Source organism: Microvirga yunnanensis, from assembly GCF_025460875.1.
The window spans coordinates 33,365-57,118 of sequence record NZ_JAMXFI010000023.1; the positions used below are offsets into that span (position 1 = coordinate 33,365).

Below are 23,754 nucleotides of genomic sequence, written 5' to 3' on the forward strand. Positions count from 1 at the left end.
ATCTTGTCGCTCTCGAATGAATGGGCCGGATCCCCGATCCGGCCCGCACGCATCGTCAGTGCCGCGGCTGCGGGCGGCCCTCGTAGGGACCGCGCTGGGTCATGTGCCCTGGTCCGTAGGTGTGCTTGTCATGACCGTTGCCGGTGCGGCGCATGGTCGGCTGGTAGCGTGGTGCTGGCGGCTTGGCGCGTTTCGGACGCCGGCTCGCCGCCAGGGAAGGCAGGAACAGGGCCGCGATGCCGGCCGCGACCCCGGCCAGCACGGCTGCCGTCACGAACGGGTGGATCTGCGCTTCCAGGAGCAGGCTCGTCTTGCGCGGCTCGCCGGGAAGCGACGAGTACATGTCGCCGTCCTCACGGGCCTGATAGAGATTGTCGCGCATGGCCGGCCGTTCTGGGTGATCGGTCGTCTGCGACCCGTAGCCCGTCCATTCCATCGCCTTGTCGACGAGGTGAGGCGCGACCTTGCCCATGGCGCCGATGATCCAGCCGCCGAACCCGATGGTGATCTCGCGCCGGTGGTGCTCGGCCGCATACACGATCGCCTTGGCGACGAGATGCGGATCGTAGGCCGGCGGCGGGACAGCGTTGTCCCGGTCGAGATAGTTGCGCGCATGTTCCACATAGGGCGTATCGATCGAGGAGGGCTTGATCAGGGTGACCGCGACCGGCGCCCCCTGGTTCGCCAATTCCATCCTCAGGCCATCCGTGAAAGCCTTCACCGCGTGCTTGGAGGCCGAGTACTGGGTCTGGAGGATCATGGCCCGCTCGGACAGGACGCTGCCCACGTTGATGATGGTGCCGCCCTGATGGCGCAGATGGTCGGCGGCGATCATTGAGCCGTTGACCACGCCCCAGTAATTCACGTCGAAGAGCTGGCGCTGGTCTTCCATGGGGATGTCGGTGACATTGCCGTAGAGGGCCACGGCCGCGTCGTTCACCCAGGTGTCGAACCGGCCGAAGGTTTCGGTCGCCGTGCGCGCCACCCGGTCCAGATCCTCGCGCTTGCTGACGTCCGCCGCCACGGCAATGGCCCGTGTCGGCCCATGGCTGAGCTCATCGGCAATCTTGCGCAGCGCGTCCTCGTTGCGGGCGACCAGGACGAGGCCCTTCGCGCCGCGCTCGGCGAACAGGTGGGCCGTCGCGAGACCGATGCCGCTCGACGCGCCGGTGATGACAACGACCTGGTCCCCGACCGGCTTCTGGCGAACCGCCATGGCACTCTCCTTCCTATCCTCAAGTTTCGTAAACGTGTGTCAACGTGAGGTCGGGAAGCGGGTTCCTACGGCAGCGCTTGGTGCGAGGATCGTTCAAACGCCTTGAAATCCTTGGGGTCCCGGCCCGAACCGGAACCTGCATTTCAACCCGAGCGTTGCCCTAGCGCATCGTGCGGAAAAGTGGCCCCGGCTTTCCGCGCCCAGCGATGCGCCCGTTTAAAGATGAAGCATCGGACGGATCCCAAAAGCGGGTCCACTTTTGGGTTCGATGCCTTGGATCTCACACATGAAGGGAGCGCAATGATGCAGACGACGGCACAAAGCGGCGACGTTCGCGAAACCCACAGCCTGATTGCCAGCGACAAGGTCGAAGGAACGCCGGTGCGCCGCACGGACGGCGAGAAGATCGGAACGATCGAGCGCGTGATGATCGAGAAGCGATCCGGCAAGGTCGCCTATGCGGTGATGAGCTTCGGCGGATTCATGGGGTTGGGCGAGGAGTATTACACGCTCCCCTGGAGCGTCCTGAAGTACAACACCGAACTCGATGCCTATGAGCTGAACCTCTCCGAGGACCAGCTCCGCGGCGCGCCCCGGCGCAGCGCGGAAGGTCACGACGCCTCCTACGACCGGGAATGGGAAGAGCACGTCCACCGCTACTACAACGCCACGCCCTATTGGGGCGCCAGCGATCCGATGAGCACCGGCCGGTAAGCGGCCGGCCCTTCTCCCAAAACAAAATCGCCCGGCTTTCGCCGGGCGATTTTCTATGCGCAGGCGCCGGGCGACGGGGATGAGCCCGTCCCGGCGCTTGCCGCATGGCGGCCTCAGCGCTTCCGCGACTTCGAGGGGCTCTTGCGAGCGCTCGACGAGCGGGAGCCGGAGGACCGCTTGGCAACCGTGCCGGACTTCTTCGTGGCAGAGGTCCGGCTCGAAGCGGCGGCTGCGCGCTTCGGGGTCGACTTGGACGCGCTGCGGGCCTTCGAAGTCGACTTCACCGCGCTGCGGCTGGAGCTGCGCGAGGGGGACTTGCGGGCCGTCGCCGAACGGGCCGAGGACGAGCGAGAAGCGGACTTCTTGGCGGCCGACTTGGCCGAGGTCTTCTTCGCGGTCGTCTTCTTGGCGGTGGTCTTCTTGGCAGCCGTCTTAGCGGTGGTCTTGGCGGTGGACTTCTTCGCTGCCGACTTGGCCGACGAACGGGCCGGAGTCTTCGTGGCAGAGGACTTCGCCGCGCTCTTCTTGGCCGTGGTCTTCTTCGCGCCGGACTTGGCCGACGATTTCGATGCCGACCGGGAGGTCGACTTCGCAGCCGTCTTCTTGGCAGCGGTCTTCTTCGTTCCAGCCTTCTTGGCGGTGCTGGTCGAGCTGCGGCGTGCGCTGCTGCTCTTCTTCGCGGTCTTCTTGGTGCTGGTCGCACCGGTGTCTCCCGTGAACAGCATCGTCAGCGGGTTTGACTTAGTGTCTGTCGGCATTGCCGCCTCCTTCAAGGGCCTTCGCGTGCAACCGTCACGCTTGCAAGGCAACGTCGTTATACCAAGCGGGTTCCGATTATCGAAAAGTGTTGACAGTAGAACGTGCACTTTTTCTGTGGATATTTTGCTCGGCACGGCTCTCTGCACTTGCAGATCTAAGACTCAATATCGGGTTCAAGATGAGACAGTTAGAGCTGCTTCCTCGGGCGCGCAGACGCAGTTGGGCCGTCGGGGGCGCGATGTCGTGAGAGGAAAATTCGCTTCTGCGATCAATAGCTTAATGGGGTAGAAAAGATGACGGTCTCGCGTCTCAGAGTATTCGGGCGCCTTAACGGATGTTAAACAACACGCCGCGAATCCTATCCACTTGGAGAGGGTCGAAGGAGCCATTTCCGCAGCCTCGAGTCCCCCTCGCGCGTGACGTAAAAATTTTCGCACGAGCGGCGTGAAAATCGGCCGGAGAGTCGTCAGCCGCGTCGAGAATCACACATCGGCATCCTCCGCGGGATCGTCGCTGCGAGGATTAGCCGTCGGTTTGCTTCAGCTCGCCCTGCCTCATGCGCGTGTTGGTCGCTTGCTCGAATGACCATGGAGGCTTCACGCGGTCGCGGAGGCAGGCTAAGCGAGTGGATCCTCACACCGGTTGGACCGCCGTGCCCCATCGCAGCATCCTCGCCGTCGTTCTTTGGATGAGCGGCGCACTCCTCTCCTTCTCCGCAACGGCCGTTGCGGTGCGTGCGCTCGCACCCGCGTTCTCGATCTTCGAGATGCTCGCCGTGCGCAATGCCGCCGGAGTCCTCATCCTGCTCCTGCTCGCGATGGTCCGGCCGGAACTGCGGCCCGGGCTGAAGCCGCGCCGTTTTCCCCTGCATCTGGCCCGCAACGTCCTGCATTTCCTCGGCACCGACGGGTGGGCGTTCGGCCTTACGCTCCTGCCGCTCGCGACCGTCTTCGCCCTCGAGTTCACGACGCCCGCCTGGGTCGCCTTGCTGGCGGTCCCGCTGCTCAAGGAGAAGATGACGGGCGGACGCCTCGTCGCCATCGTGCTCGGTTTCATCGGCATTCTCGTGATCCTCCGCCCCGGGCTGGAAACCTTGCAGCCGGCCAGTTTTCTCATGCTCGGCGTGGCGTTCAGCTTCGCCCTCGTGGCGATCATGACCAAGCGGCTGACCATGACGGAAAGCACCTTCTCGATCCTGTTCTTCATGAACCTGCTGCAGCTCCCGATGAACCTCGCGGGCGTGAGACGGGCCTTCTGGCTTCAGGTCCAGCCCTCGCATGCGCTGGCCCTGGTGGGCATCTGCGTCGGCGGTCTCCTGGCGCATTACTGCCTCACCAACGCCTACCGGCGCGGCGATGCCACCATGGTGGTCCCGCTGGATTTCATGCGCATCCCGCTGATCGCCTTCGTCGGCTGGCAGTTCTACGGCGAGGCGCTCGATCCGTACGTCTTCCTCGGGAGCGGCATCATCATCGTCGGTCTTCTCTATTCTCTCCATCGCGAGGCGAAATCCGCATGACCTGGTCGCCGCAACAGGATGCCGCCCTGAAAGCCGTCGCCGCCTGGCTGCGCCGCGGCGACCGTCCGGTGTTCCGTCTCTTCGGCTATGCCGGCACGGGCAAGACGACGCTCGCCAAGCACATCGCCGAGAACGTGGACGGCGAGGTGGCCTTCGGCGCCTATACGGGCAAGGCGGCTCTGGTGCTGCGCACCAAGGGCTGCGCCGACGCCTCGACGATCCATTCGATGATCTACCGCTCGCGGGAGTCGGACGAGAACGGTCCCCAATTCGTCCTCAACCGTCAGAGCCCCGCCTCCAAGGCCGACCTCATCATCATCGACGAATGTTCCATGGTGGACGAGGAACTCGGGCGCGATCTCCTGTCCTTCGGGCAGCCCGTTCTCGTGCTGGGCGACCCGGCGCAGTTGCCGCCGGTGAAGGGTGGGGGCTTCTTCACGGACGGAGAGCCCGACGTGATGCTCACGGAGGTGCACCGGCAGGCCAAGGACAATCCCATCATTCACCTGTCGATGACAGTCCGGGAAGGCGGACGCTTGGAGCCCGGGACCTACGGCGAAAGTCGCATCATCCGCCGCCGCGAGATCGACGCCGCCGCCGTCATGGCGGCCGATCAGGTTCTCGTCGGCCTCAACAAGACCCGGCGCCTCTACAACACGCGCCTGCGCGAATTGAACGGCTACCGCGATCCCATGCCGGCGGCGGGCGAGAAGCTCGTGTGCCTGCGCAACGACAAGACCAAGGGGCTGCTCAACGGCGGCACCTGGACCATCCAGGCCCTGCGCGGCATCCGCAACGACTTCATCCGCATGGACGTGCTGCCCGACGACGACGCCCGCCGCCGCTCCGTGGAGGTCGCCGTGCACAAGGCCTTCTTCGAGGGGACCGAGGAGGAGGTGCCGTTCGTCCTGCGCAAGGAATCCGACGAGTTCACCTACGGCTATGCGCTGACCGTTCACAAGGCGCAGGGGTCGCAATGGGACGACCTGGTGCTCTTCGACGAATCCTACGCCTTCCGCGAGCATCGCAGCCGCTGGCTCTACACGGCCCTGACCCGTGCGGCCGAGAAGGTCACCGTGGTGATCTGAGCCCGATGACCGGAACCGGATCAAGCTTGGGCGCTTAATCCCTGTAGCTCGGCCATAAGCGACAAGGACATGCACATGCTGAAATGGGCTCTGATCTTTCTGGTGATTTCCCTCGTGGCGGGCGCCCTGGGATTCACAGGCGTCGCCTCCGGGGCCAAGACCATCGCCAAGGTCCTGTTCGGCCTTTTCCTCCTCGCCTTCGTCCTCCTGATCCTCCTCGCTTGGGGCGCGGGCGAGCTGATCTTCTGACGGGTTTTTCCCCGACACCGGAGGGGCGGAACGGCCGGCTGCGCGCTTCGCCCCAGGGCCGGTTCACGCATGCGCTGGATGCATGAAGTCCCTGCTTCGAAGCCCCTCCCATCTTCCGCCCGGCCCGCTATAGGGGCGTCTCAACTATTCGTTTGAGTGCGTCGCGTTGAAACTTTCTTCTCAGGCGCGCCTTCAATCGGAAACGAATGAAAGGGACGCCCATGAAACGTCGTGCATTCCTCCAGGCAGCCACCGTCGGCGCCGCCGCCGGAGCCATTGCCAAGCCGGCCATCGCCCAGTCGAACCCCGAGATTCGCTGGCGTCTGACCTCGGCCTTTCCGAAATCCCTCGACACCCTGTTCGGCGGCGGCGAGACCTTCGCCAGGCTCGTGGCTGAGGCCACCGACGGCAAGTTCCAGATCCAGACCTTCGCACCCGGCGAGATCGTCGGTGCGCCTCAGGCGCTCGACGCGATCGGCGGGGGAACCGTCGAGATGGGCCATACCTGCTCGTACTATTACGTGGGCAAGGATCCGACCTTCGCCATCGGCACCACGCTGCCCTTCGGCCTCAACTCCCGCCAGATGAACGCCTGGCTCTACCAGGGCAACGGCAACGCCCTGCTCAACGAGTTCTATGCCAAGCACAACGTCTACGCTCTGCCGGGAGGCAATACCGGCGTGCAGATGGGCGGCTGGTTCCGCAAGGAGATCAAAACCGTCCAGGATCTGCAGGGCCTCAAGATGCGCATCGCCGGCCTGGCCGGCCAGATCATGGGCAAGCTCGGGGTGGTGCCGCAGCAGATCGCCGGCGGCGATCTCTACCCGTCGCTGGAGCGCGGCACCATCGACGCCGCCGAATGGGTGGCGCCCTACGACGACGAGAAGCTCGGCCTCAACAAGGTCGCGCCGTTCTACTACTATCCGGGCTTCTGGGAGGGCGGTCCCGCCATCCACTTCTATGTCAACCTGCAGAAATGGAACGAGCTGCCCAAGCCCTACCAGGCGGCCATCCAGGCCGCCGCAGGCTATGTGAACGTCGACACGCAGGCCAAGTACGATGCCCGCAACCCGGCTGCCCTGCGCAGCCTGGTCGGCAACGGCGCGCAGCTGCGCCCGTTCTCGCAGGAGATCATGGACGCGGCCTACAAGGCGGCCAACGAGGTCTATGACGAGATCTCGGCCAAGAACGCCGATTTCAAGAAGATCTACGACAGCTACAAGGCTTTCCGCGGCGAGGAATATCTCTGGTTCCAGGTGGCGGAATACGCCTACGACACCTTCATGATCCGTGCCCGCGCCCGCGGCTGATCACGGACGAGGAGGGCGGGCTCCGGCCCGCCTTTCTCGTGTTGCCCGGTTCCGCGCTCGTTCTCTTCCGCCCATGAGAGCCCGGGGGCATGCCTCTGGACACGCAACCGCCGCGCTTTCGACGCGTTGCCATGGATAAACAAGGATCCGCTACCGCTGGAGGCCAAGGTGCACTGCGTCGACAATTGGGGAGCATGGGCCCGCAGGGCAGTCGTTCTGGCAGGCCTTGCCGTGGCCCCAGCCGTGCAGGCCGCCAATGCCCCCCTGGCGACGGCGCCGGTGAACGGGTCCGTTCGGACACGCTTCGATCCGGCCACCGGCCAGACCTGGGTGACGGGCCGGGCCGCTCCGGAACTCTGCTTCTCGCTCTCCCTCCCGGATGAGTGGCGGTCAACCGGCAGCGGGATCGAGGCTGCGTCCTCCGACGAGGAGCTCGCCGTAGGGCTCCGCTCGGCTCAAGACCTGCGCGGCATGCCGCAACCCGATCTGGCGAGCCGCGACGCCGCCGCCCTGCAGCAGGATTACGAGGCGCTTCTCGGACGCCCGGCGCAGTCGGTCTCCCTGTCGTCGGATGCCGGAGCGACGCGCTGGTCCGCCACCTGGGTCGATGCCAATCTGCCGACGGCCCCTCACGGCATGACCGTGGAAACCCTGATCGTGCCGCTCTCCGACGAATGGGTGCTCGAACTGTCCCTGTCCGGCGTCGAGACGCGCGGGGCCCACGATGCGCTTTCGCAGCGCCTGCTGTCGCGATTGAAGGTGCAGAGCAGGGCGGCCTGCCAGGGCTGACCCTTCGCGTCGGCACCCGCGGCTGGCCATCCCTCATGGACCGTGGCAAGCATGACGTCCTTCCTCGATCGTCAGGACAAGCCATGGACGTGATCATCTACCACAATCCCCAATGCGGGACCTCCCGCAACACCCTTGGGCTGATCCGGAACGCCGGGATCGAGCCGCATGTCATCGAGTATGTGAAGACGCCCCCGACCCGTCTGCTCCTTCGTCAGCTGGTCGAGCGCATGGGTGTCAGCATCCGCGACGTGATGCGCCGGAAGGGCACCCCCTACGAGGAACTCGGCCTTGCCGATCCGTCCTTGAGCGACGATGATCTGCTCGACGCCATGATGGCGCACCCGATCCTGATCGAACGCCCGATTGTCGTCACGCCCATGGGCGTCAGGCTCTGCCGCCCGTCCGAGACCGTGCTCGACATCTTGCCACCGCAACAGGGCGAATTCGTCAAGGAAGACGGCGAGCCGGTGGTCGACGCCTCCGGGCGCCGCGTCGGCCTGGCTTGAGGCGCCGAGGGAACAAGCCGCCGCTTCCTCCGGTTCAGGGACAGGTCCGTTCGGAGGAAAGGCAGCACCATGGAACTTCAAGGCAAGGTCGCGCTCGTGACGGGCGCAGGGTCGGGCATCGGCAAGGCGGCGGCCCTGCGCTTCGCGCGCGAGGGCGCCATGGTGGGCGTTTTGAGCCACACGGACGGCGAAATCCGCAAGGTCGCCGAGGAGATCGAGCACGCGGGCGGCAGGGCCGTCGCGCTGGTCGCCGACGTTGCAGATGACGGTCAGATGCGCAAGGCCGTAGCCGATCTGGTCGAGGCCTTCGGCCGCCTCGATATCGTGTTCGCCAATGCGGGCATCAACGGCGTCTGGGCTCCCATCGATGAGCTGCAGCCCGAGGAATGGGACCGCACGATCAACACCAACCTGCGCGGCACCTACCTGACGCTCCATTATGCGGTGCCGCATCTGAAGAGGGACGGGGGCGCCATCGTCATCACGGCGTCGATCAACGGTTCGCGAACCTTCACCAGCGCGGGCGCGACCGCCTATTCGGCCACCAAGGCCGCCCAGGTGGCGATGGCGCAGATGCTGGCGGTCGAACTCGCCAAGCACAGGATCCGCGTGAACGTGGTCTGCCCCGGCAAGATCGACACGGAGATTTCCGACAACACCACGAAGCGGCACACGGAAGAGGCGGAGGTTCCCGCCGAATATCCGGCCGGCTCCATCCCGCTCACCGGCCAGGCGCCGGGCACGAGCGAGGAGGTGGCCGAGCTCGTGCTGTTCCTCGCCTCCGACCGCGCACGGCACATCACCGGCACGCCGGTCTGGATCGACGGGGCACAGTCGCTGCTGGTGTAGAGACCGGCCAGCCGGAGGCGCTCAGGACGCCTCCAGCTGCGTGCCGACCGGGATGGAGGGTTCGGGAACGAAGGTTTCCTTTTTCTCCGAGGACGGTGCGGCGCGCCGCAGGCTGCGATAGGCGCCCCAGATCGCCATCAGGGTCTGAGCGATGATCACGACATAGAGAAGCCCCAGCCGTCCGAACTCCGTCATGGCCACGCCGGCGATGATCGGGCCGACCGTGGCGCCCACACCCTGCAGGATCAGAAGGCCGCCCGCCGCCGCGACGAACTCGCCTGGCTTCACCATGTCGTTCACATGCGCGGTGACGATGCTGTAGGTGGGAATCACGCTGCCGCCGAAGACGGCCACATAGAGGAAAATCAGCCAGACCGGCACGGTGAGCGGCACGAAATGAATGAGCGCGAGCAGGATCGCGGCCGCCATCGCCGAGGCCCCGATGATCACGTGGCGCCGGTCCATGCGGTCCGAGAGCCAGCCGAGAGGGTAGGTGGTGGCAAAGCCGCCGAGCGTGCCGCAGGCCATGAAGATCGCGATCTCGGCGGTGTCCAGTCCGCGCTCCTGCGCCCAGATCGGCCCGAGCGCGAAGAACGAGCTGGTGGTGACGCCGCAGAGAACGGCCGCCACCACGCCGAAGGGCGATTGGCGGTAGAGCTGCATCAGGTTGATCTTCGTGTCGCTGACCGCGTGAGCCGGTGCGGTGGCGCGCGACAGGGCGGTCGGGACGAGAGCCAGGCAGATGAGGATGGCGACGAAGCAGAACAGCCGGTAGCCGTAGGGATCCCCCGCCGGCAGGAGCATCTGTCCGCCGATGCCGGCGATGAGCCCGGTCATGCCGTAGACGGAGAGAACCTGTCCGCGGGTCTGGGCGGTCACCGAGGCGTTGAGCCAGCTTTCGACCACGATGAAAAGGCCTGCGAAGCAGAACCCGGTCAGGGCCCGTGCGGCGATCCAGACGGCAGGGCTGATCACCAGGAGGTGGAACAGCGCGGTCGACGCGGCAACCGCCGCCAGGGCCGCGAAGGTGCGGGTATGGCCCACCTGCTGAATGACGCGCCCGGCATAAAGCGAGCCGATCACGATCCCGCCCCAGAAGGCGGAGCCCACGGCGCCGATCTCCGTCGGGGTGAACTGCTCGATGCTCCCGCGCACGCTGAGCAGGGTGCCCTGCAAGGTATTGCCGACCTGCATGAGAGCATAGCCGAGAAGGAGGGCGAGAAGCGTCGGCAACGTGGCCCGCAGGGACGAAGTCATGGGTTCTCCTTCGAACGAGATCCTGTGGCTCGGATGTGCGGCGTGCGGAAAGATGCGGTCCCTTGCACCCATGGACGTGCCGAAGCCCGGCGTCGGAAGACCCCGTTCTTCATCCATCGATCATTGAAAGAGACCAGAGCCCCGCGCTGAGTTGAACTCTGGGGCGGAGGGCAGGTTCCAGCCTTTGCTGCTGCAGTGCAGCGACAAAATGAAAGGCCCGGCTTGGTTGCAAGCCGGGCCTGAACATTGTGCGGAAGAAGCCTCGACGGCTGTTCCTTCTAGGTGTCCATCTTCAGGGCGGCGATGAAGGCTTCCTGCGGGATGTCGACCTTGCCGAACTGGCGCATCCTCTTCTTGCCTTCCTTCTGCTTGTCGAGCAGCTTGCGTTTGCGGCTTGCGTCGCCGCCGTAGCACTTGGCCGTCACGTCCTTGCGCAGAGCCCGAATGGTCTCGCGGGCGATGATCTTGCCCCCGATCGCGGCCTGCACGGGGATCTGGAACATGTGCGGCGGGATGAGTTCCTTGAGCTTCTCGCACATGGCGCGGCCGCGACCCTCGGCCCGGTCGCGGTGGACCAGCATGGAGAGGGCATCGACAGGCTCGCCGTTGACGAGCACCGACATCTTCACCAGGTCGCCTTCGCGATAGTCGGAGATGTGGTAGTCGAAGGAGGCGTAGCCCTTCGAAATCGACTTCAGGCGGTCGTAGAAATCGAACACGACCTCGTTGAGCGGCAGGTCGTAGACCACCATGGCGCGCTTGCCGACATAGTTGAGGTCGATCTGGATGCCGCGCCGCTCCTGGCAGAGCTTGAGGACGGACCCGAGATAATCGTCCGGCGTGAGGATGGTGGCGCGGATCCACGGCTCCTCGATGCTCTCGATCTTCATCACGTCCGGCATGTCGGCCGGGTTGTGCAGCTCGATGGTCGAACCATCGCGCAGCTTGAGATGATAGACCACGGACGGAGCCGTCGAGATGAGGTCGAGGTTGAACTCGCGCTCCAGGCGCTCCTGGATGATCTCGAGATGCAGCAGGCCGAGGAAGCCGCAGCGGAATCCGAAGCCGAGGGCCGCGGAGGTTTCCATCTCGTAGGAGAAGCTGGCGTCGTTGAGGCGCAGCTTGCCCATGGCGGCGCGCAGGTTCTCGAACTCGGCGGCGTCGACCGGGAAGAGGCCGCAGAACACCACCGGCTGCACGGGCTTGAAGCCGGGCAGCGCCTCGGCGGTGGGCTTGCGGTCGTCCGTGATGGTGTCGCCGACGCGGGTGTCGGCCACTTCCTTGATGGAGGCGGTGAAGAAGCCGACCTCGCCGGGGCCGAGCTGGGCCAGTTCGGTCATCTTCGGCGAGAATACGCCGACGCGGTCGAGGGAATAGGCGGCGCCGGTGCCCATCATCTTGATGGTCTGGCCCTTCTTCATCGTGCCGTCGACGATGCGCACGAGCACGACCACGCCGAGATAGGCGTCGTACCAGGAATCGACCAGGAGGGCCTTGAGCGGCGCATCCGGGTCGCCCTTCGGGGGGGGCAGCTTCTGGACGATGGCCTCCAGGACGCCCTCGATGTTGAGGCCGGTCTTGGCCGAGATCGGCACCGCGTCCGAGGCGTCGATGCCGATCACCTCCTCGATCTGCTCCTTGATCCGGTCGGGATCGGCGGCGGGCAGGTCGATCTTGTTGAGGACCGGCACGATCTCGTGGTTGGCGTCGATGGCCTGGTAGACGTTGGCGAGCGTCTGGGCCTCCACGCCCTGCGAGGCGTCGACCACCAGCAGGGAGCCCTCGCAGGCGGCGAGCGAACGCGAGACCTCGTAGGCGAAGTCCACGTGCCCGGGGGTGTCCATGAGGTTCAGGATGTAGGTCTTGCCGTCCTGCGCCTTGTAGTCGAGGCGCACGGTCTGGGCCTTGATCGTGATGCCGCGCTCACGCTCGATGTCCATGTTGTCGAGCACCTGCTCCGTCATCTCACGGGCGGAGAGCGCCCCCGTGGTCTGGATCAGGCGGTCGGCGAGCGTCGACTTGCCGTGGTCGATATGGGCCACGATGGAGAAGTTGCGGATGTTGTCGAAGGTGCGAGCGGTCATAATTCTGCTGATATAAGAAGGTTCAGGCCGCAATAGCAGGGTGGCCCCCCAAAGCCAAGGGAGGCTGGTGTCGCGTGCCGGCAGAGGACCGTCCCATGGTCGGCCCTCGGGCGCGGTAAAACGGGCGTGTCTCCGGCCCGGGGCTCCCGGATCGGGCCGCCCGGACGGGGCTCTACGGGCCTGGCAGGAGGCTTGAATGGGATGGTTTCGGGCTGATCGGCCGACCGGCGGGGAGCATTCCCGCCATCGTGCCCCGGTCGGAGCGGGCCTCGCACTCAGCGAGGAACGGGGGCAGGCGCGGAACAGGCCGTCCGCGCCTGTCGACGCATGGGACGCTTACCGGGCGCACTCGACGGGAACGCGCTGGTCGGTGCCCTGGACCAGGACGGTGCGGCAAGGCACGCCGTTGATGACCCGGATCTCGTGGGGGGCGGCCGTCGGGAAGGCGGAGGCCGGCGTGCCGGAGACCGGAGCCCCGGCGGCCCTCGGGGCGACGAGAACGCTGCCGGTGGTCGTCGGGTCCATGCCGATCATGCCGGCCTGGCTGGCGCACTGGACCGGGACGCGCGTGTTGCTCTCGCGGTCGAGAATGGTCCGGCAGGGCACGCCGTTGATCATCTGGACTTCGTGCGGGGCGGCGTTCGGGAAGGGCGAACCGGGGGTGCCGCTGGTCTGGGCCTGGGCTACGGTGCCGAGCATCATGAGGCCGACGCCGGCGATGATCGCTGCTGTCTTCAAGGAAACCTCCTCCATTGGTAGGAACATTGGCCGCATGTGCGGACAGGAGGGTTAACGCGTCAGACGGGGATGGTTCCCTGGCAACGTGGCGGACCGAGCATGAGGGCGGAGCGGCGGTCGCGCTTTACCGGCCACGCTCCAGGATGCGGGTGATCACCTTGGCGGTGTAATCGACCATCGGGACAATGCGGGCGTAGTTGAGCCGGGTCGGGCCGATGACGCCCAGAACTCCGACGATCTTCTGGCTGCCGTCCCGGAAGGGAGCGGCGATCATCGACGAGCCGGAGAGCGAAAACAGCTTGTTCTCCGAGCCGATGAAGATGCGCACCCCTTCGCCGCCTTCGGCCCGGCTCAGGAGGTCGATCACGTCGGTCTGGGTCTCCAGGTCCGAGAAGAGCAGGCGGATGCGCTCCAGATCCTCGGCGGCCTTCAGGTCGTCGAGGAGGTTGGCCTGGCCGCGCACGATGAGCTGGCGGGAATCCGCCGGCCCCGCCGTGGTGGCGAGCCCCGCCTCCACGAGCCTGGCGGTCAGCGCATCGAGCTCGCGCTCCATCTCCTCGCGACGGGTCTGGATCTCGCGCTTCACGTCGCCGAGGGTCTTGCCCTGGATGCGGGCATTGAGAAAGTTCCCGGCCTCGACCAGGGCGCCCGCCGGCAGGCCCGCCGGCAGGTCGAGGAGGCGGTTTTCCACCGAGCCGTCCTCGGAGACGAGGACCACCAGGGCCCGACTCGGGTCGAGACGCACGAATTCGATGTGCTTGAGGCGTGCATTGGACTTGGACGTCACCACGACGCCGGCGCCGCGCGAGACGCCGGACAGGAGCGTGGAGGCCTCGGCCAGGGCCGTTTCCAGGGTATGGCCGGAAGCAGCCGCCCGCATCTGCGCCTCGATGCGCGAGCGCTCCTCGGAGGTGACGTCGCCGATCTCCATCATGGCGTCGACGAAGAAACGCAGGCCTGTCTCGGTCGGCAGCCGTCCGGCGCTCGTGTGGGGCGCGAAGATCAGGCCGGCCGCCTCGAGGTCCGCCATCACGTTGCGGATCGATGCGGGGGAGAGCGTCATCGGCAGAATGCGCGAGAGATGGCGCGAGCCCACCGGCTCGCCGGTGACGAGGTAGCTCTCGACAATCTGCCGGAAGATTTCGCGGGAACGGTCGTTCAGCTCCGCGATGGCGCGGGTTTCCGACAGATGGGAAAATGGACCGGTAGGATGCATCCGAAGGGTTCTACGCTCTCACAATTCCACCCTGCAAGTCAGTATTATGTGCGGATCCGACGCCCTTTAAGCAACCCTTGCGCTTGCCTAAACCGTCCTGCGGCTCCAAACAGGCGGGGAATCGCACGAGCTTTCAGGAGAAACCCGCCATGCGTCCGTCCAAACGCGCCCCCGACGAACTGCGTCCCGTCACCCTGGAGCGGGGTGTGGCGCGCTATGCGGAAGGCTCCTGCCTGGTCTCCTTCGGCAACACCAAGGTGATCTGCACGGCCTCTCTCGAGGAAAAGGGGCCGCCGTGGCTGCGCGGCACCGGCCGGGGCTGGGTGACGGCGGAATATTCCATGCTGCCCCGCGCCACGCACGAGCGCACCCGCCGCGAGGTCAATTCCGGCAAGCCGTCCGGGCGCACCCAGGAGATCCAGCGCCTGATCGGCCGCTCGCTCCGGGCCGTCGTCAACCTGCCGGCCATCGGCGAGAAGCAGATCGTGGTCGATTGCGACGTGATCCAGGCCGATGGCGGCACCCGCACCGCCTCGATCACGGGCGCCTGGGTGGCCCTGCACGAATGCTTCACCTGGATGCAGAACCGCTCGATCATCTCGATCAACCCCCTGCGGGAGCCGGTCGCTGCCATCTCCTGCGGGATCTATCAGGGCCAGCCGGTGCTCGATCTCGACTATGCGGAGGACTCGGCCGCCGAGACGGACGCCAATTTCGTGATCACGGGCTCGGGCGGCATTGTCGAGGTTCAGGGCACGGCCGAGGGCAAGCCGTTCTCCGAGGAGGAGTTCCTGGGGCTCCTGCGGCTCGCCAAGGCCGGCGTGGCGCAGCTGGTCGACCTGCAGAAGAAGGCCGTGGCATGAACATCCATCGGTCCCTGACCGGCAAGGTCGTCATCGCGACCCACAACGCGGGCAAGCTCAGCGAGATGCGGGAGCTGCTCGCTCCCTTCGGCGTCGAGGCCGTGTCGGCCGGCGAGCTCGGACTGCCGGTCCCCGACGAGACCGGCCACATGTTCGCCGAGAACGCCGCCATCAAGGCCCATGCGGCGGCGATCGCCACGGGCCTGCCGGCGCTCTCCGACGATTCGGGCCTGTGCGTCCATGCGCTCGACGGCGCGCCGGGCCTGTTCACGGCCGACTGGGCCGGGCCGAAGCGGGATTTCAACGCCGCCATGGAGCGGGTGGAGCGCGAGCTGCTGAAGCGCGAGGCGACGGACCGGAAGGCTCATTTCGTCTCCGCCCTCGTCATTGCCTGGCCCGACGGGCACGAGGAGCTGTTCGAGGGGCGGGTCTTCGGCCAGGTCGTCTGGCCGCCGCGGGGCGACAAGGGCTTCGGCTACGATCCCATGTTCCAGCCGGACGGGTTCACCGAGACGTTCGGGGAGATCTCCTCGGAGGAGAAGCACGGCATCGACTGGTCGAAGCCGGAGCCGGAGGGCCTGTCCCACCGGGCCCGCGCCTTCGTGAAGCTCGCGGCCGGCTGCCTGCACCGGGTGTGATGCCGTCGACGTCCTCACCGACTCCGTGCCGGTGATCCCGATCTCTTGAAGCGCAGCCTTCTTCCCGTCGAGATGGCCGTGACAAGCCCGGCCATGACGCAAATAGGTGACCAAAAAGAAGGAGCGCCCCGAAGGGCGCTCCACCGACTTGGATCGTCGATTTAGACGTTCGTGGTGCCGTTGCCCCGGCGCCTGGCCATATAGGCGTCGAACTCCTCGCGGTCCTTGGCCCGCTTCAGCTCCTCGACGAAGTTCCTGAACTCGCGGGCCTCCTCGTCGAGCTTGCGGCGCTCCTGCTCGAGGCGCTCGAGCTCGCTGCGGCGATACTCGTCGAAGGCCGCATTGCCCGTGCTGGCGAAGCCGCCGAAGCCGGCCGGTCCGCGCGAGGCGAAGAAATCATCCTTGGCCCGGCCGAAGGTGTCGCGGAAGAAGGCTCGCGCCTCGTCGTATTTCGGATATCCACACATTTTCCACACCAGATAGGCCAGCGCGAGCGGCCAGACGAAGATGAAGCCCAGAATGATGCCGACGATTTCCAGACCGCGTCCGGGCTTGCGCCCGCAGCGGCGGTGAGCGCCGTTGTTCCAGGGGCCCGCATGTGGGCCCGCGTTCCAGGCGGCGGAGGCAGAGTCAGACATTGGAGGTCCCTATGTTAATGCTAACAACATTAACATGCGGATGGATTTTGGCGCTTTCAAGGGAGTGTGTTCCGATTATTTCGCGGAAGCGTCGGACCGGCCCTTCATGGCCCCATGGACGAGCGCGAGCACGCCGGCCCGCAAAAGTTCGTACTTGTCCGGCAGGCCGGGGCCCTTCGGCAGCTGGCCCGCGGCGTCGAGGGTCGCGATGCCGTGGGACAGGGCCCAGACCTCGATGGCGATGAACCGGACATCGACGCTCTGGAAGCCCTCCGGGAAGGTCTGGGACAGAGCCTGGACCAGGAAATCGAAGGCGTTGCCCACCGGCTTGCCCCCGCTCTGGATGCTCTTGGCCCAGAACGGCCCGCAGGACGCGTCGCTCTCGGCCGGCTTGGCGGAGAACATGGCGGTGTAGAAGCCCGGCTCCTGCTCGGCGAAGGCCAGATAGGCCTCGCCCATGCGGGTGAAGCGCTCCAGCGCCGTGCCCTCGCTCTGCAGGGCCCGGCCGAGCCGCTTCGCCAGCTCGTCGTAGCCGCGGAAGGCGACCTCGGCCACGAGCGCGTCCCGGCCGCGGAAATGGCGATAGAGCGCCGCCGGCGTGACCCCGACCAGCTTGGCGGCGTCCGCCAGGGTGAATCCGCCGATTCCCCGCTCGGCAATGAAGCGCTGCGCCGCCTCGATCAGCGCCTCCTTGAGGTTGCCGTGGTGATAGCCCTGCCGGTCGAACGGGCCGCGCCAATGCCGCATGCTGGGTTCCTAACTCTCTGCCGCCCGATCTTAGGGCTCCGCGCCGGCGGAGGCCAGAACGGAAGGCGATCTGGGAGTGAACAACCGTGTGAGTGATCGGGTTCAGAAAAGTTTCATGGCCGGAGACCGCGTCTGTTCACCGACGGACCGAGCTGGCGCTTCAGCCTCGTCCCTCGCACGCCGTCACCGGCCTTGCCGGCGATCCCGACGGCTTGAGTCGCGACGTTCGTCCGATCCCTATGGCCGGCACACGGCCGGCCATGACAGGGTGATGTCCCGCGACCCCGATTCGCATCGCGCCCTCACCGCACACCCGACGCCGTCGCGCGACAACGCCACCCGTGACGTTCGGGCTTCGACCTGCCATATACGGCCCATGATCGATCATCCGACGCGCGATGTGGGCTTTGGCATCTATGTCCATTGGCCCTTCTGCGCCTCCAAGTGCCCCTATTGCGACTTCAACAGCCATGTCCGCCACCAGCCGGTGGATCAGGAGCGGTTCCTGGCGGCCTTCCGGAGCGAGATCGCCCATACGGCTTCGCGCATCCCGGGGCGCACGGTCACGAGCATCTTCTTCGGCGGCGGAACGCCCTCGCTCATGCGGCCCGAGACCGTGGGGGCGATCCTCGACGCCATCGGCGGGGCCTGGGGAATCGACCCGCGGGCCGAGGTGACGCTCGAGGCCAATCCCACCAGCGTCGAGGCGGAGCGCTTCCGCGGCTACCGGGCCGCCGGCATCAACCGGGTCTCGCTCGGCGTCCAGGCGCTCAACGATCCCGATCTCAAGCGGCTAGGGCGCATGCATTCCGTCGAGGAGGCTCTGGGAGCGGTGAAGATCGCCGCCGCCATCTTCGAGCGCTACTCTTTCGACCTCATCTACGCCCGTCCGGGCCAGACTCCGCAGGCCTGGGGGGCGGAACTCGAGCAGGCGATCGCCCACGCGGTCGAGCATCTCTCGCTCTACCAGCTCACCATCGAGCCCGGCACCTGGTTCCAGCGCCTCTACGATGCGGGCAAGATCACGGTGCCGGACGAGGAGACGGGCCGCGCCCTTTACGACATCACGCAGGAGGTCTGCGCGAAGCACGGGCTGCCGGCCTACGAGATCTCGAATCATGCCAGGTCCGGGGCGGAATCGCGCCATAACCTGCTCTACTGGCGCTACGGCGAATATGCGGGCATCGGCCCGGGCGCCCATGGGCGTCTCGTGACCGGCAACGCGCGGCTCGCCACCGCGACCGAGAAGCATCCCGAGACGTGGCTGGAGCTGGTGGAGCGCGAGGGCCACGGCGTCGTCGACGAGGAGGTGTTGACCTCCGAGGCCGAGGGCGACGAGTTCCTGCTCATGGGGTTGCGACTCAAGGAAGGCGTCGACCCGCGCCGCTTCGAGGCCTTCACGGGCAGGACGATCAACCCGAGGCGCCTGCGGATCCTCGAAGAGGAGGGGCTCGTCCGCCATGACGGGGCACGCCTCGCCGTGACCCCCAAGGGCTTCCCGGTGCTCAATGCGGTGATCGCGGAACTGGCCGCATAGGGAACCCCTATGTCATCACCGGCTCTGTCCCGGCGGTTCGAGGCGCGGCGGTTCGCGGAATCGGGATGGCCGGGACAGGCCCGGCCATGACGGGTGAGCGGAGAGCCTAGAGCCTCGGACCCAAAAGTGGACACCACTTTTGGGATTCATCCGAGGCTCCCGCTCTTGATCGGCGCATCGGATGAGGCGGACCCAGCGGGCCGCGCAAGCGACCCGAAGGGCCACGCTAGTGAAAACCGGGTCCACTTTTCGCTGACGCGGCCCTCTGGGTCCGTCCGATGCGCTAGCGGCCCACCTTGCCCTCGATCACGTCCCAGACCCTCACGGCGAGATCGGGCCCGCCGAGGCGCTTGATCGCCCGGATGCCCGTGGGGGCCGTCACGTTGATCTCCGTGAGGTTGCCGTCGATCACGTCGATGCCCACCAGGATCAGGCCCATGCGCTTGAGATCGGGGCCGATCGTCTCGCAGATCTCGCGCTCGCGCGGCGTCAGGTCGGTCGGCTTCGCCGCGCCGCCGCGCACCATGTTGGAGCGGATGTCGTTGGCCGCCGGCACCCGGTTGATCGCGCCCGCCGCCTCGCCGTCGATGAGGATGATGCGCTTGTCGCCCTCGGTGATCTTGGGCAGGAAGCGCTGGATCACCCAGGGCTCGCGGAACAGGTTGGCGAACAGGTCGTAGAGCGAGCCGAAATTCGGGTCCTCGCGGCCGACCTTGAACACGCTCGCGCCGCCGTGGCCGTAGAGCGGCTTCATCACCACGTCGCCGTGCTCGCGCCGGAACTCGTCGATCTCCTGCCTGTCGCGGGAGATCAGGGTCGGGGGCATCAGGTGCGGGAAATGGGTGACGAAGATCTTTTCCGGCGCGTTGCGCACATGGGTCGGATCGTTGACCACCAGGGTCTTGGGATGGATGCGCTCGAGGAAATGGGTGGCCGTGATGTAGGCCAGATCGAAGGGCGGGTCCTGGCGCATGAGCACCGCATCGACACGCGACAGGTCGATCCGCTCGGGCGTTCCGAGGGTGAAATGATCGCCTTCCACGTCGCGCGCCTCGATGGTCTCCGCCATGGCGACCACCGCACCGTCGCGCAAGGAAAGCCGGTCGGGCGTATAATGCAGGACCCGGTGTCCGCGCCACTGGGCTTCGAGCAGCAGCGCGAAGCCCGTATCGCCCGCGATCTTGATGCTGCGGATGTGATCCATCTGGAACGCAACGGTGAGGGTCATGCGTCAGGTCTCCTTGGGAAGCAGGGTTATTGGCCTTAAAATGCGGGATGGCAACTCTTCATCGCGGGCCGCGTGAACGAAAAGCCGGGAGGCGGGTTATCCCACGGCCCCGCTTCGACGATGCCCCTTGCGGATCCCCTCAAGCTTTTCCATGTAGTCGAGCATGCCACGCCGCGCCCTTCTGATCGTCAATGCCAAGAGCCGCAGCGGCGCCGCCCAGTGCGAGATCGCCATCGAGCGCCTGAAGGATCATGGCATCGAGCCCGTTCATCTGGAATGCAGCCGACGGGAAGACCTGTCGCCGCTCATCGTCAAGTATGCGAAGGATGTGGACTGCGCCGTCGTGGGCGGCGGCGACGGCACCTTAAACGCGGCCGCCTTCGGCGTGATCGAGGCGCGATTGCCCCTGGGAATTCTGCCCCTGGGCACGGCCAACGATCTCGCCCGCACGCTGGGCATTCCCTTCGATCTCGACGGGGCCGCCCAGGTCATCGCAGACGGCCTGACGCGCAAGATCGATCTCGGCATCGTCAACGGCGAGCCCTTCTTCAACGTGGCGAGCCTCGGGTTGTCGGCGGAGCTGGCGCAGAAGCTGACGCGGGACATCAAGCGCCGCTGGGGACGCCTCGGCTATGCCCTGGTGGCCCTGAAGGTTCTGGCCCGGGCGAAGCCCTTCCGGGCCACCATCACCAGCGAGAACGAATCCGTTCGCGTGCGGACGCTGCAGATTGCGGTCGGCAACGGGCGCTTCTATGGGGGCGGGAACGCGGTGGAGAAGGATGCCGCCATCGACGACCAGCATCTCGATCTCTACAGCCTCGAACTGGAGCGCGCCTGGAAGCTCGCCCTCATGGCGCGCTCATTCCGCCACGGGCAGCATGGCGCCTGGAACGAGGTCCGGGCGGTCCGGGCTCAGGAGTTCGACATCCGCACGCGCAAGCCGAGGCCGATCAATGCGGATGGGGAGATCGTGACCCGGACGCCCGCCCATTTCTCGATCCGGCCGGCGGCCGTGACCGTGTTCGCTCCGAAATCCGGAGATTAATGTCGGCCGCACCGGACCACGTCCTCGACGTTGCCGGGGGTGAGGCCGATATCGTGCATCGCGGCGTCGTCCAGGGCGCTGACCTCGCGCAGGGCGCGGCGGATCTCGATCTCGTGCATGAGCGAGGCAAAGAGGCTGCGGATGCGCGACGGCTTGCCGGACGACGGGTGAGAGGTCCGAAGAAGGGTGACCGGATGGGCTGTCATGGCTGTCTCCTCAAGTTCGATGAGACCAGGATGCGCCTACCCCTTGCATAATGGAAACGAATGTTCATTATATTGATGATAATGATCCGTTATTGAGGCCGATCATGGCGCGCAATCTCGATGTCAGCCTTCTGAGAGCCTTCGTGGCCGTGGTGGATGCCGGCGGCATGACGGCCGCCACGGGGGTTCTCAACCTCACCCAGGCGGCCGTGAGCCAGCAGATCAAGCGGCTCGAGGAGACGCTGGGCGAAGAGCTCATCGTCCGCGACCGGCGCGGCGTCACCCTGACCACGGCCGGCGAGCGCCTGTTCGGGCGGGCCAAGCGGATGCTGGCCCTCAACGACGAGATCTGGACCGAGATGACCACGCCGGAATTCGAGGGCGAGGTGAGGCTCGGCATCCCGAGCGACATCATCACCACCTACCTGCCGACATTCCTGAAGTATTTCGCCCGCCTTTATCCGCGGGTGCAGATCTCGCTCAACAGCGGCTCCAGCGCGTCGCTGCGCGCGAAGCTCTACGACGGCAAGGTCGACGTGGTGCTGGCCACCGAGATGGCCTGCGATTCCGACGGCGAGAATCTCGTGATGGACCGGCTCGTGTGGGTCGGAGCCCGAGGCGGCGATGCGGCGCGCCAGCGGCCTCTGCCCGTCTCCGTCGGCTGTTCCGACTGCGCGTTCCGGGCTCCGATCCGCGAGGCCCTGCAGAAGGCGGGGATCGAATGGCGTTCGGTCTCCGAAGTGACGAACACCTCGGCCCAGGTGGCGACGGTCGCGGCCGACATCGCCGTGATGGCCTGGATGGCCTCGACCGTGCCGGGCGGGTTCGACGTGCTGGGAGCGGATTCGGGCCTGCCGGCCCTACCGCCCTTCATGGTCAATCTCTACCTGCCGCGCGACGGCGGCAATCACGTGGTGCAGGAGCTGGCCCGGCACATCCGCGAAGCCGTCGCGGATCGGCACCGGATGGCTGCCTAGCGCATCGGGCGCAAAAGTGGGAACCGGTTTTGCGTGAAAAGATGCTCCACAACAAAAGCTTAAAGCATCGGGCGCGAGTTCGATCACACGTCCGATGCTCCATTGCTTGAGCGACGCATCGTTCGGCGCGGCCCTCCGGGTCCGTCCGATGCTCTCGAGCTGTTTCCACTCGCGTGGAATCATCTCTCTTCTCTCGCTTGCCGCATTTTCAACGGCGAACCGGACCCACTTCGCCGAAAAATGCTCTAGCGCATCTCCAGCTCGAACGCCGACATGACGTGCCGCGGCCATCGTCGGGGCGCCAGGAACACCGCATCGGCCCGCCAGGTCCTGCCCGCCGCCCACGGATTGCGGGAGAGCCACGCGCGCGCCGCCCACGAGAACCGTTGGCGCTTCCTGGCCGTGATGGCCGAGAGCGCATCGTCCATCAGGCCCCGAGCCTTCACCTCGACGAACGCGACGGTGTCGCCGCGCATGACGATCAGGTCGATCTCGCCGCCCGCGGCCGCGTAGCGGCGGGCGAGGGGGCGATAGCCTTTGGCCAGGAGGACCAGCAGGGCGATCCAGTCGGCGCGATGACCGCGCAGAAAAGTCGCCTGCCGATGCTCCAGGGCGCTCTTCATGGGTCCTTCTTCGCAAGCGCCAGCGCGCGGGCATAGACCTCGCGCTTGGGCAGGTTGAGGTCCGCTGCGACGAGGGCCGCCGCGTCCTTGATCGAATGGTTCTTCAGGGCCGCTTCGAGCCGGCCGTCGAGCGCCGCATCGGCCTCGGCCGCGTGCATCTCTTTCGTCGACTCGCCGATCAGCACCACGATCTCGCCCTTGGGCGGGCCCTCCTGGGCGAATTGCTGGGCCAGCTCGGGCAGGGTGCCGCGCCGGATCGTCTCGAACATCTTGGTGAGTTCGCGCGCCACCACGGCCTGGCGCTCGCCGAGAACCTCCGCGGCATCGGCCAGCATCTCGGGCAGGCGATGCGGTCCCTCGAACAGCATCAGCGTGCCGGGGATCGCGCCGATCTCGGCAAGCCTCGCGCGGCGCGCGCCGCTCTTCGAGGGCAGGAAGCCCTCGAAGAAGAAGCGATCCGTCGGCAGGCCCGAGGCGACGAGGGCAGTCAGCACCGCGGAGGGGCCGGGAATCGGGGTGACCGGCAGGCCTTCCTCGATCGCCGCCTGAACGAGCTTGTAGCCCGGATCCGACACCAGCGGCGTGCCGGCATCCGACACGAGGGCCAGCGCCTGGCCTTCGCGGATCCGGTGGATCATGCGCTCGCGCACGGCGTCGTTGGAATGCTCGTGATAGGACACGAGCGGGGTGGTGATGCCGTAATGGGCCAGGAGGGTCTTCGTCACCCGCGTATCCTCGGCCAGGACCGCGTCCGCGGCGGCCAGCACGTTGAGCGCCCGGAAGGACACGTCCTGCAGGTTGCCGATGGGGGTCGCGACCACGTAGAGGCCGGCCGACAGGGGCTTGGCCTCGGCCGCGAGGCCGAAGGCCGTGAAGGTGGCGATCCGGTCGGTCGGCTCGCGCCGCTTGGTTCTGTTGTCGATTCTCTGGCTCATCGTCGGTCACTGTCGCATGA

The 23,754-nt window shown here is 66.3% G+C and carries 25 protein-coding genes; 14 read left to right on the forward strand and 11 right to left on the reverse strand.

Translation table 11 applies throughout. The annotated features are described in order from the left end of the window. Nucleotides 1–55: 55 nt before the first annotated feature. Complete coding sequence (locus tag NF876_RS13740; protein WP_262269355.1) at nt 56–1,216, reverse strand: SDR family oxidoreductase; 1,161 nt, start codon at nt 1,214–1,216, stop codon at nt 56–58. A 303-nt stretch (nt 1,217–1,519) separates the two neighbouring features. Between NF876_RS13740 and NF876_RS13745 the strand changes: the two genes are divergently transcribed. The 9 genes from NF876_RS13745 to NF876_RS13785 all read left to right on the forward strand — a co-directional run bounded on the left by NF876_RS13745 (nt 1,520) and on the right by NF876_RS13785 (nt 9,002). After that, on the forward strand, nt 1,520–1,930 hold the full coding sequence (locus NF876_RS13745) for a PRC-barrel domain-containing protein (RefSeq protein ID WP_262269356.1): 411 nt from the start codon (nt 1,520–1,522) through the stop codon (nt 1,928–1,930). A gap of 141 nt (nt 1,931–2,071) precedes the next feature. Then, the gene (locus tag NF876_RS13750; protein WP_262269357.1) at nt 2,072–2,977 is read left to right on the forward strand and encodes a hypothetical protein; all 906 of its coding nucleotides are present in this window, start codon (nt 2,072–2,074) and stop codon (nt 2,975–2,977) included. A gap of 337 nt (nt 2,978–3,314) precedes the next feature. Beyond that, nucleotides 3,315–4,208: a DMT family transporter gene (locus NF876_RS13755; protein WP_262269358.1), complete on the forward strand. Its 894-nt coding sequence runs from the start codon at nt 3,315–3,317 to the stop codon at nt 4,206–4,208. Then, nucleotides 4,205–5,296, forward strand: a complete 1,092-nt coding sequence (locus NF876_RS13760) for an ATP-dependent DNA helicase (protein WP_262269359.1) — start codon at nt 4,205–4,207, stop codon at nt 5,294–5,296. Before NF876_RS13755 ends, NF876_RS13760 begins: the two co-directional genes overlap by 4 nt. A gap of 69 nt (nt 5,297–5,365) precedes the next feature. Then, nucleotides 5,366–5,545 carry a DUF1328 domain-containing protein gene (locus tag NF876_RS13765; protein WP_262269360.1) on the forward strand — a complete coding sequence of 60 codons (180 nt, stop codon included), beginning with the start codon at nt 5,366–5,368 and terminating at the stop codon, nt 5,543–5,545. Nucleotides 5,546–5,766: 221 nt separating this feature from the next. Then, complete coding sequence (locus NF876_RS13770) at nt 5,767–6,855, forward strand: TRAP transporter substrate-binding protein (RefSeq protein WP_262269361.1); 1,089 nt, start codon at nt 5,767–5,769, stop codon at nt 6,853–6,855. A 168-nt stretch (nt 6,856–7,023) separates the two neighbouring features. After that, nucleotides 7,024–7,644 carry a hypothetical protein gene (locus tag NF876_RS13775; protein WP_262269362.1) on the forward strand — a complete coding sequence of 207 codons (621 nt, stop codon included), beginning with the start codon at nt 7,024–7,026 and terminating at the stop codon, nt 7,642–7,644. An 83-nt stretch (nt 7,645–7,727) separates the two neighbouring features. Further along, entirely contained in the window at nt 7,728–8,153 is a 426-nt protein-coding gene (gene arsC, locus NF876_RS13780) for an arsenate reductase (glutaredoxin) (RefSeq protein WP_262269363.1), read from the forward strand. Nucleotides 8,154–8,222: 69 nt separating this feature from the next. Beyond that, the gene (locus tag NF876_RS13785) at nt 8,223–9,002 is read left to right on the forward strand and encodes an SDR family oxidoreductase (RefSeq protein ID WP_262269364.1); all 780 of its coding nucleotides are present in this window, start codon (nt 8,223–8,225) and stop codon (nt 9,000–9,002) included. A 21-nt stretch (nt 9,003–9,023) separates the two neighbouring features. Here NF876_RS13785 and NF876_RS13790 read toward each other — a convergent pair whose 3' ends face one another. The 4 genes from NF876_RS13790 to hrcA all read right to left on the reverse strand — a co-directional run bounded on the left by NF876_RS13790 (nt 9,024) and on the right by hrcA (nt 14,297). Then, complete coding sequence (locus NF876_RS13790) at nt 9,024–10,259, reverse strand: MFS transporter (RefSeq protein ID WP_262269365.1); 1,236 nt, start codon at nt 10,257–10,259, stop codon at nt 9,024–9,026. Between the two features lie 278 nt (nt 10,260–10,537). Beyond that, nucleotides 10,538–12,343: a translation elongation factor 4 gene (gene lepA / locus NF876_RS13795; protein WP_262269366.1), complete on the reverse strand. Its 1,806-nt coding sequence runs from the start codon at nt 12,341–12,343 to the stop codon at nt 10,538–10,540. Between the two features lie 336 nt (nt 12,344–12,679). After that, nucleotides 12,680–13,081, reverse strand: a complete 402-nt coding sequence (locus NF876_RS13800) for a hypothetical protein (protein ID WP_262269367.1) — start codon at nt 13,079–13,081, stop codon at nt 12,680–12,682. Between the two features lie 124 nt (nt 13,082–13,205). Continuing rightward, on the reverse strand, nt 13,206–14,297 hold the full coding sequence (hrcA, locus tag NF876_RS13805) for a heat-inducible transcriptional repressor HrcA (protein ID WP_262269368.1): 1,092 nt from the start codon (nt 14,295–14,297) through the stop codon (nt 13,206–13,208). Nucleotides 14,298–14,446: 149 nt separating this feature from the next. Here hrcA and rph point away from each other — a divergent pair, with 149 nt between their 5' ends. Both rph and NF876_RS13815 read left to right on the forward strand, forming a co-directional pair. Next, nucleotides 14,447–15,160: a ribonuclease PH gene (gene rph / locus NF876_RS13810; protein ID WP_262269369.1), complete on the forward strand. Its 714-nt coding sequence runs from the start codon at nt 14,447–14,449 to the stop codon at nt 15,158–15,160. Further along, nucleotides 15,157–15,798 (forward strand): non-canonical purine NTP pyrophosphatase, encoded by a 642-nt coding sequence (locus tag NF876_RS13815; protein WP_262269370.1) that lies wholly within the window; start codon nt 15,157–15,159, stop codon nt 15,796–15,798. The genes rph and NF876_RS13815 overlap by 4 nt, the downstream gene beginning before the upstream one ends. Nucleotides 15,799–15,959: 161 nt before the next feature. Here the strand turns inward: NF876_RS13815 and NF876_RS13820 are convergent, their stop codons facing one another. Continuing rightward, the gene (locus tag NF876_RS13820) at nt 15,960–16,436 is read right to left on the reverse strand and encodes a DUF2852 domain-containing protein (RefSeq protein WP_262269371.1); all 477 of its coding nucleotides are present in this window, start codon (nt 16,434–16,436) and stop codon (nt 15,960–15,962) included. A gap of 75 nt (nt 16,437–16,511) precedes the next feature. Continuing rightward, nucleotides 16,512–17,183, reverse strand: coding sequence for a TetR/AcrR family transcriptional regulator (locus tag NF876_RS13825; RefSeq protein WP_262269372.1), 672 nt, complete (start codon nt 17,181–17,183; stop codon nt 16,512–16,514). A 376-nt stretch (nt 17,184–17,559) separates the two neighbouring features. On the opposite strand from NF876_RS13825, the gene hemW reads away from it, so the two are divergent. Beyond that, the gene (hemW, locus tag NF876_RS13830; RefSeq protein ID WP_262269410.1) at nt 17,560–18,720 is read left to right on the forward strand and encodes a radical SAM family heme chaperone HemW; all 1,161 of its coding nucleotides are present in this window, start codon (nt 17,560–17,562) and stop codon (nt 18,718–18,720) included. A 283-nt stretch (nt 18,721–19,003) separates the two neighbouring features. On the opposite strand, the gene gshB is transcribed toward hemW, so the two are convergent. Further along, the gene (gshB, locus tag NF876_RS13835; protein ID WP_262269373.1) at nt 19,004–19,948 is read right to left on the reverse strand and encodes a glutathione synthase; all 945 of its coding nucleotides are present in this window, start codon (nt 19,946–19,948) and stop codon (nt 19,004–19,006) included. 163 nt (nt 19,949–20,111) lie between these two features. Between gshB and NF876_RS13840 the strand changes: the two genes are divergently transcribed. Beyond that, on the forward strand, nt 20,112–20,993 hold the full coding sequence (locus NF876_RS13840) for a lipid kinase (protein WP_262269374.1): 882 nt from the start codon (nt 20,112–20,114) through the stop codon (nt 20,991–20,993). On the opposite strand, the gene NF876_RS13845 is transcribed toward NF876_RS13840, so the two are convergent. Continuing rightward, nucleotides 20,990–21,199, reverse strand: a complete 210-nt coding sequence (locus tag NF876_RS13845) for a DUF1127 domain-containing protein (protein ID WP_262269375.1) — start codon at nt 21,197–21,199, stop codon at nt 20,990–20,992. The genes NF876_RS13840 and NF876_RS13845 overlap by 4 nt on opposite strands. A 104-nt stretch (nt 21,200–21,303) precedes the next feature. On the opposite strand from NF876_RS13845, the gene NF876_RS13850 reads away from it, so the two are divergent. Next, nucleotides 21,304–22,176, forward strand: coding sequence for a LysR substrate-binding domain-containing protein (locus tag NF876_RS13850; protein WP_262269376.1), 873 nt, complete (start codon nt 21,304–21,306; stop codon nt 22,174–22,176). Between the two features lie 245 nt (nt 22,177–22,421). Here the strand turns inward: NF876_RS13850 and NF876_RS13855 are convergent, their stop codons facing one another. Together NF876_RS13855 and rsmI are read right to left on the reverse strand one after the other, a co-directional pair. Continuing rightward, nucleotides 22,422–22,799, reverse strand: a complete 378-nt coding sequence (locus NF876_RS13855) for a YraN family protein (protein ID WP_262269377.1) — start codon at nt 22,797–22,799, stop codon at nt 22,422–22,424. Continuing rightward, nucleotides 22,796–23,734 carry a 16S rRNA (cytidine(1402)-2'-O)-methyltransferase gene (rsmI, locus tag NF876_RS13860; RefSeq protein ID WP_262269378.1) on the reverse strand — a complete coding sequence of 313 codons (939 nt, stop codon included), beginning with the start codon at nt 23,732–23,734 and terminating at the stop codon, nt 22,796–22,798. Before rsmI ends, NF876_RS13855 begins: the two co-directional genes overlap by 4 nt. Nucleotides 23,735–23,754: the final 20 nt, after the last annotated feature.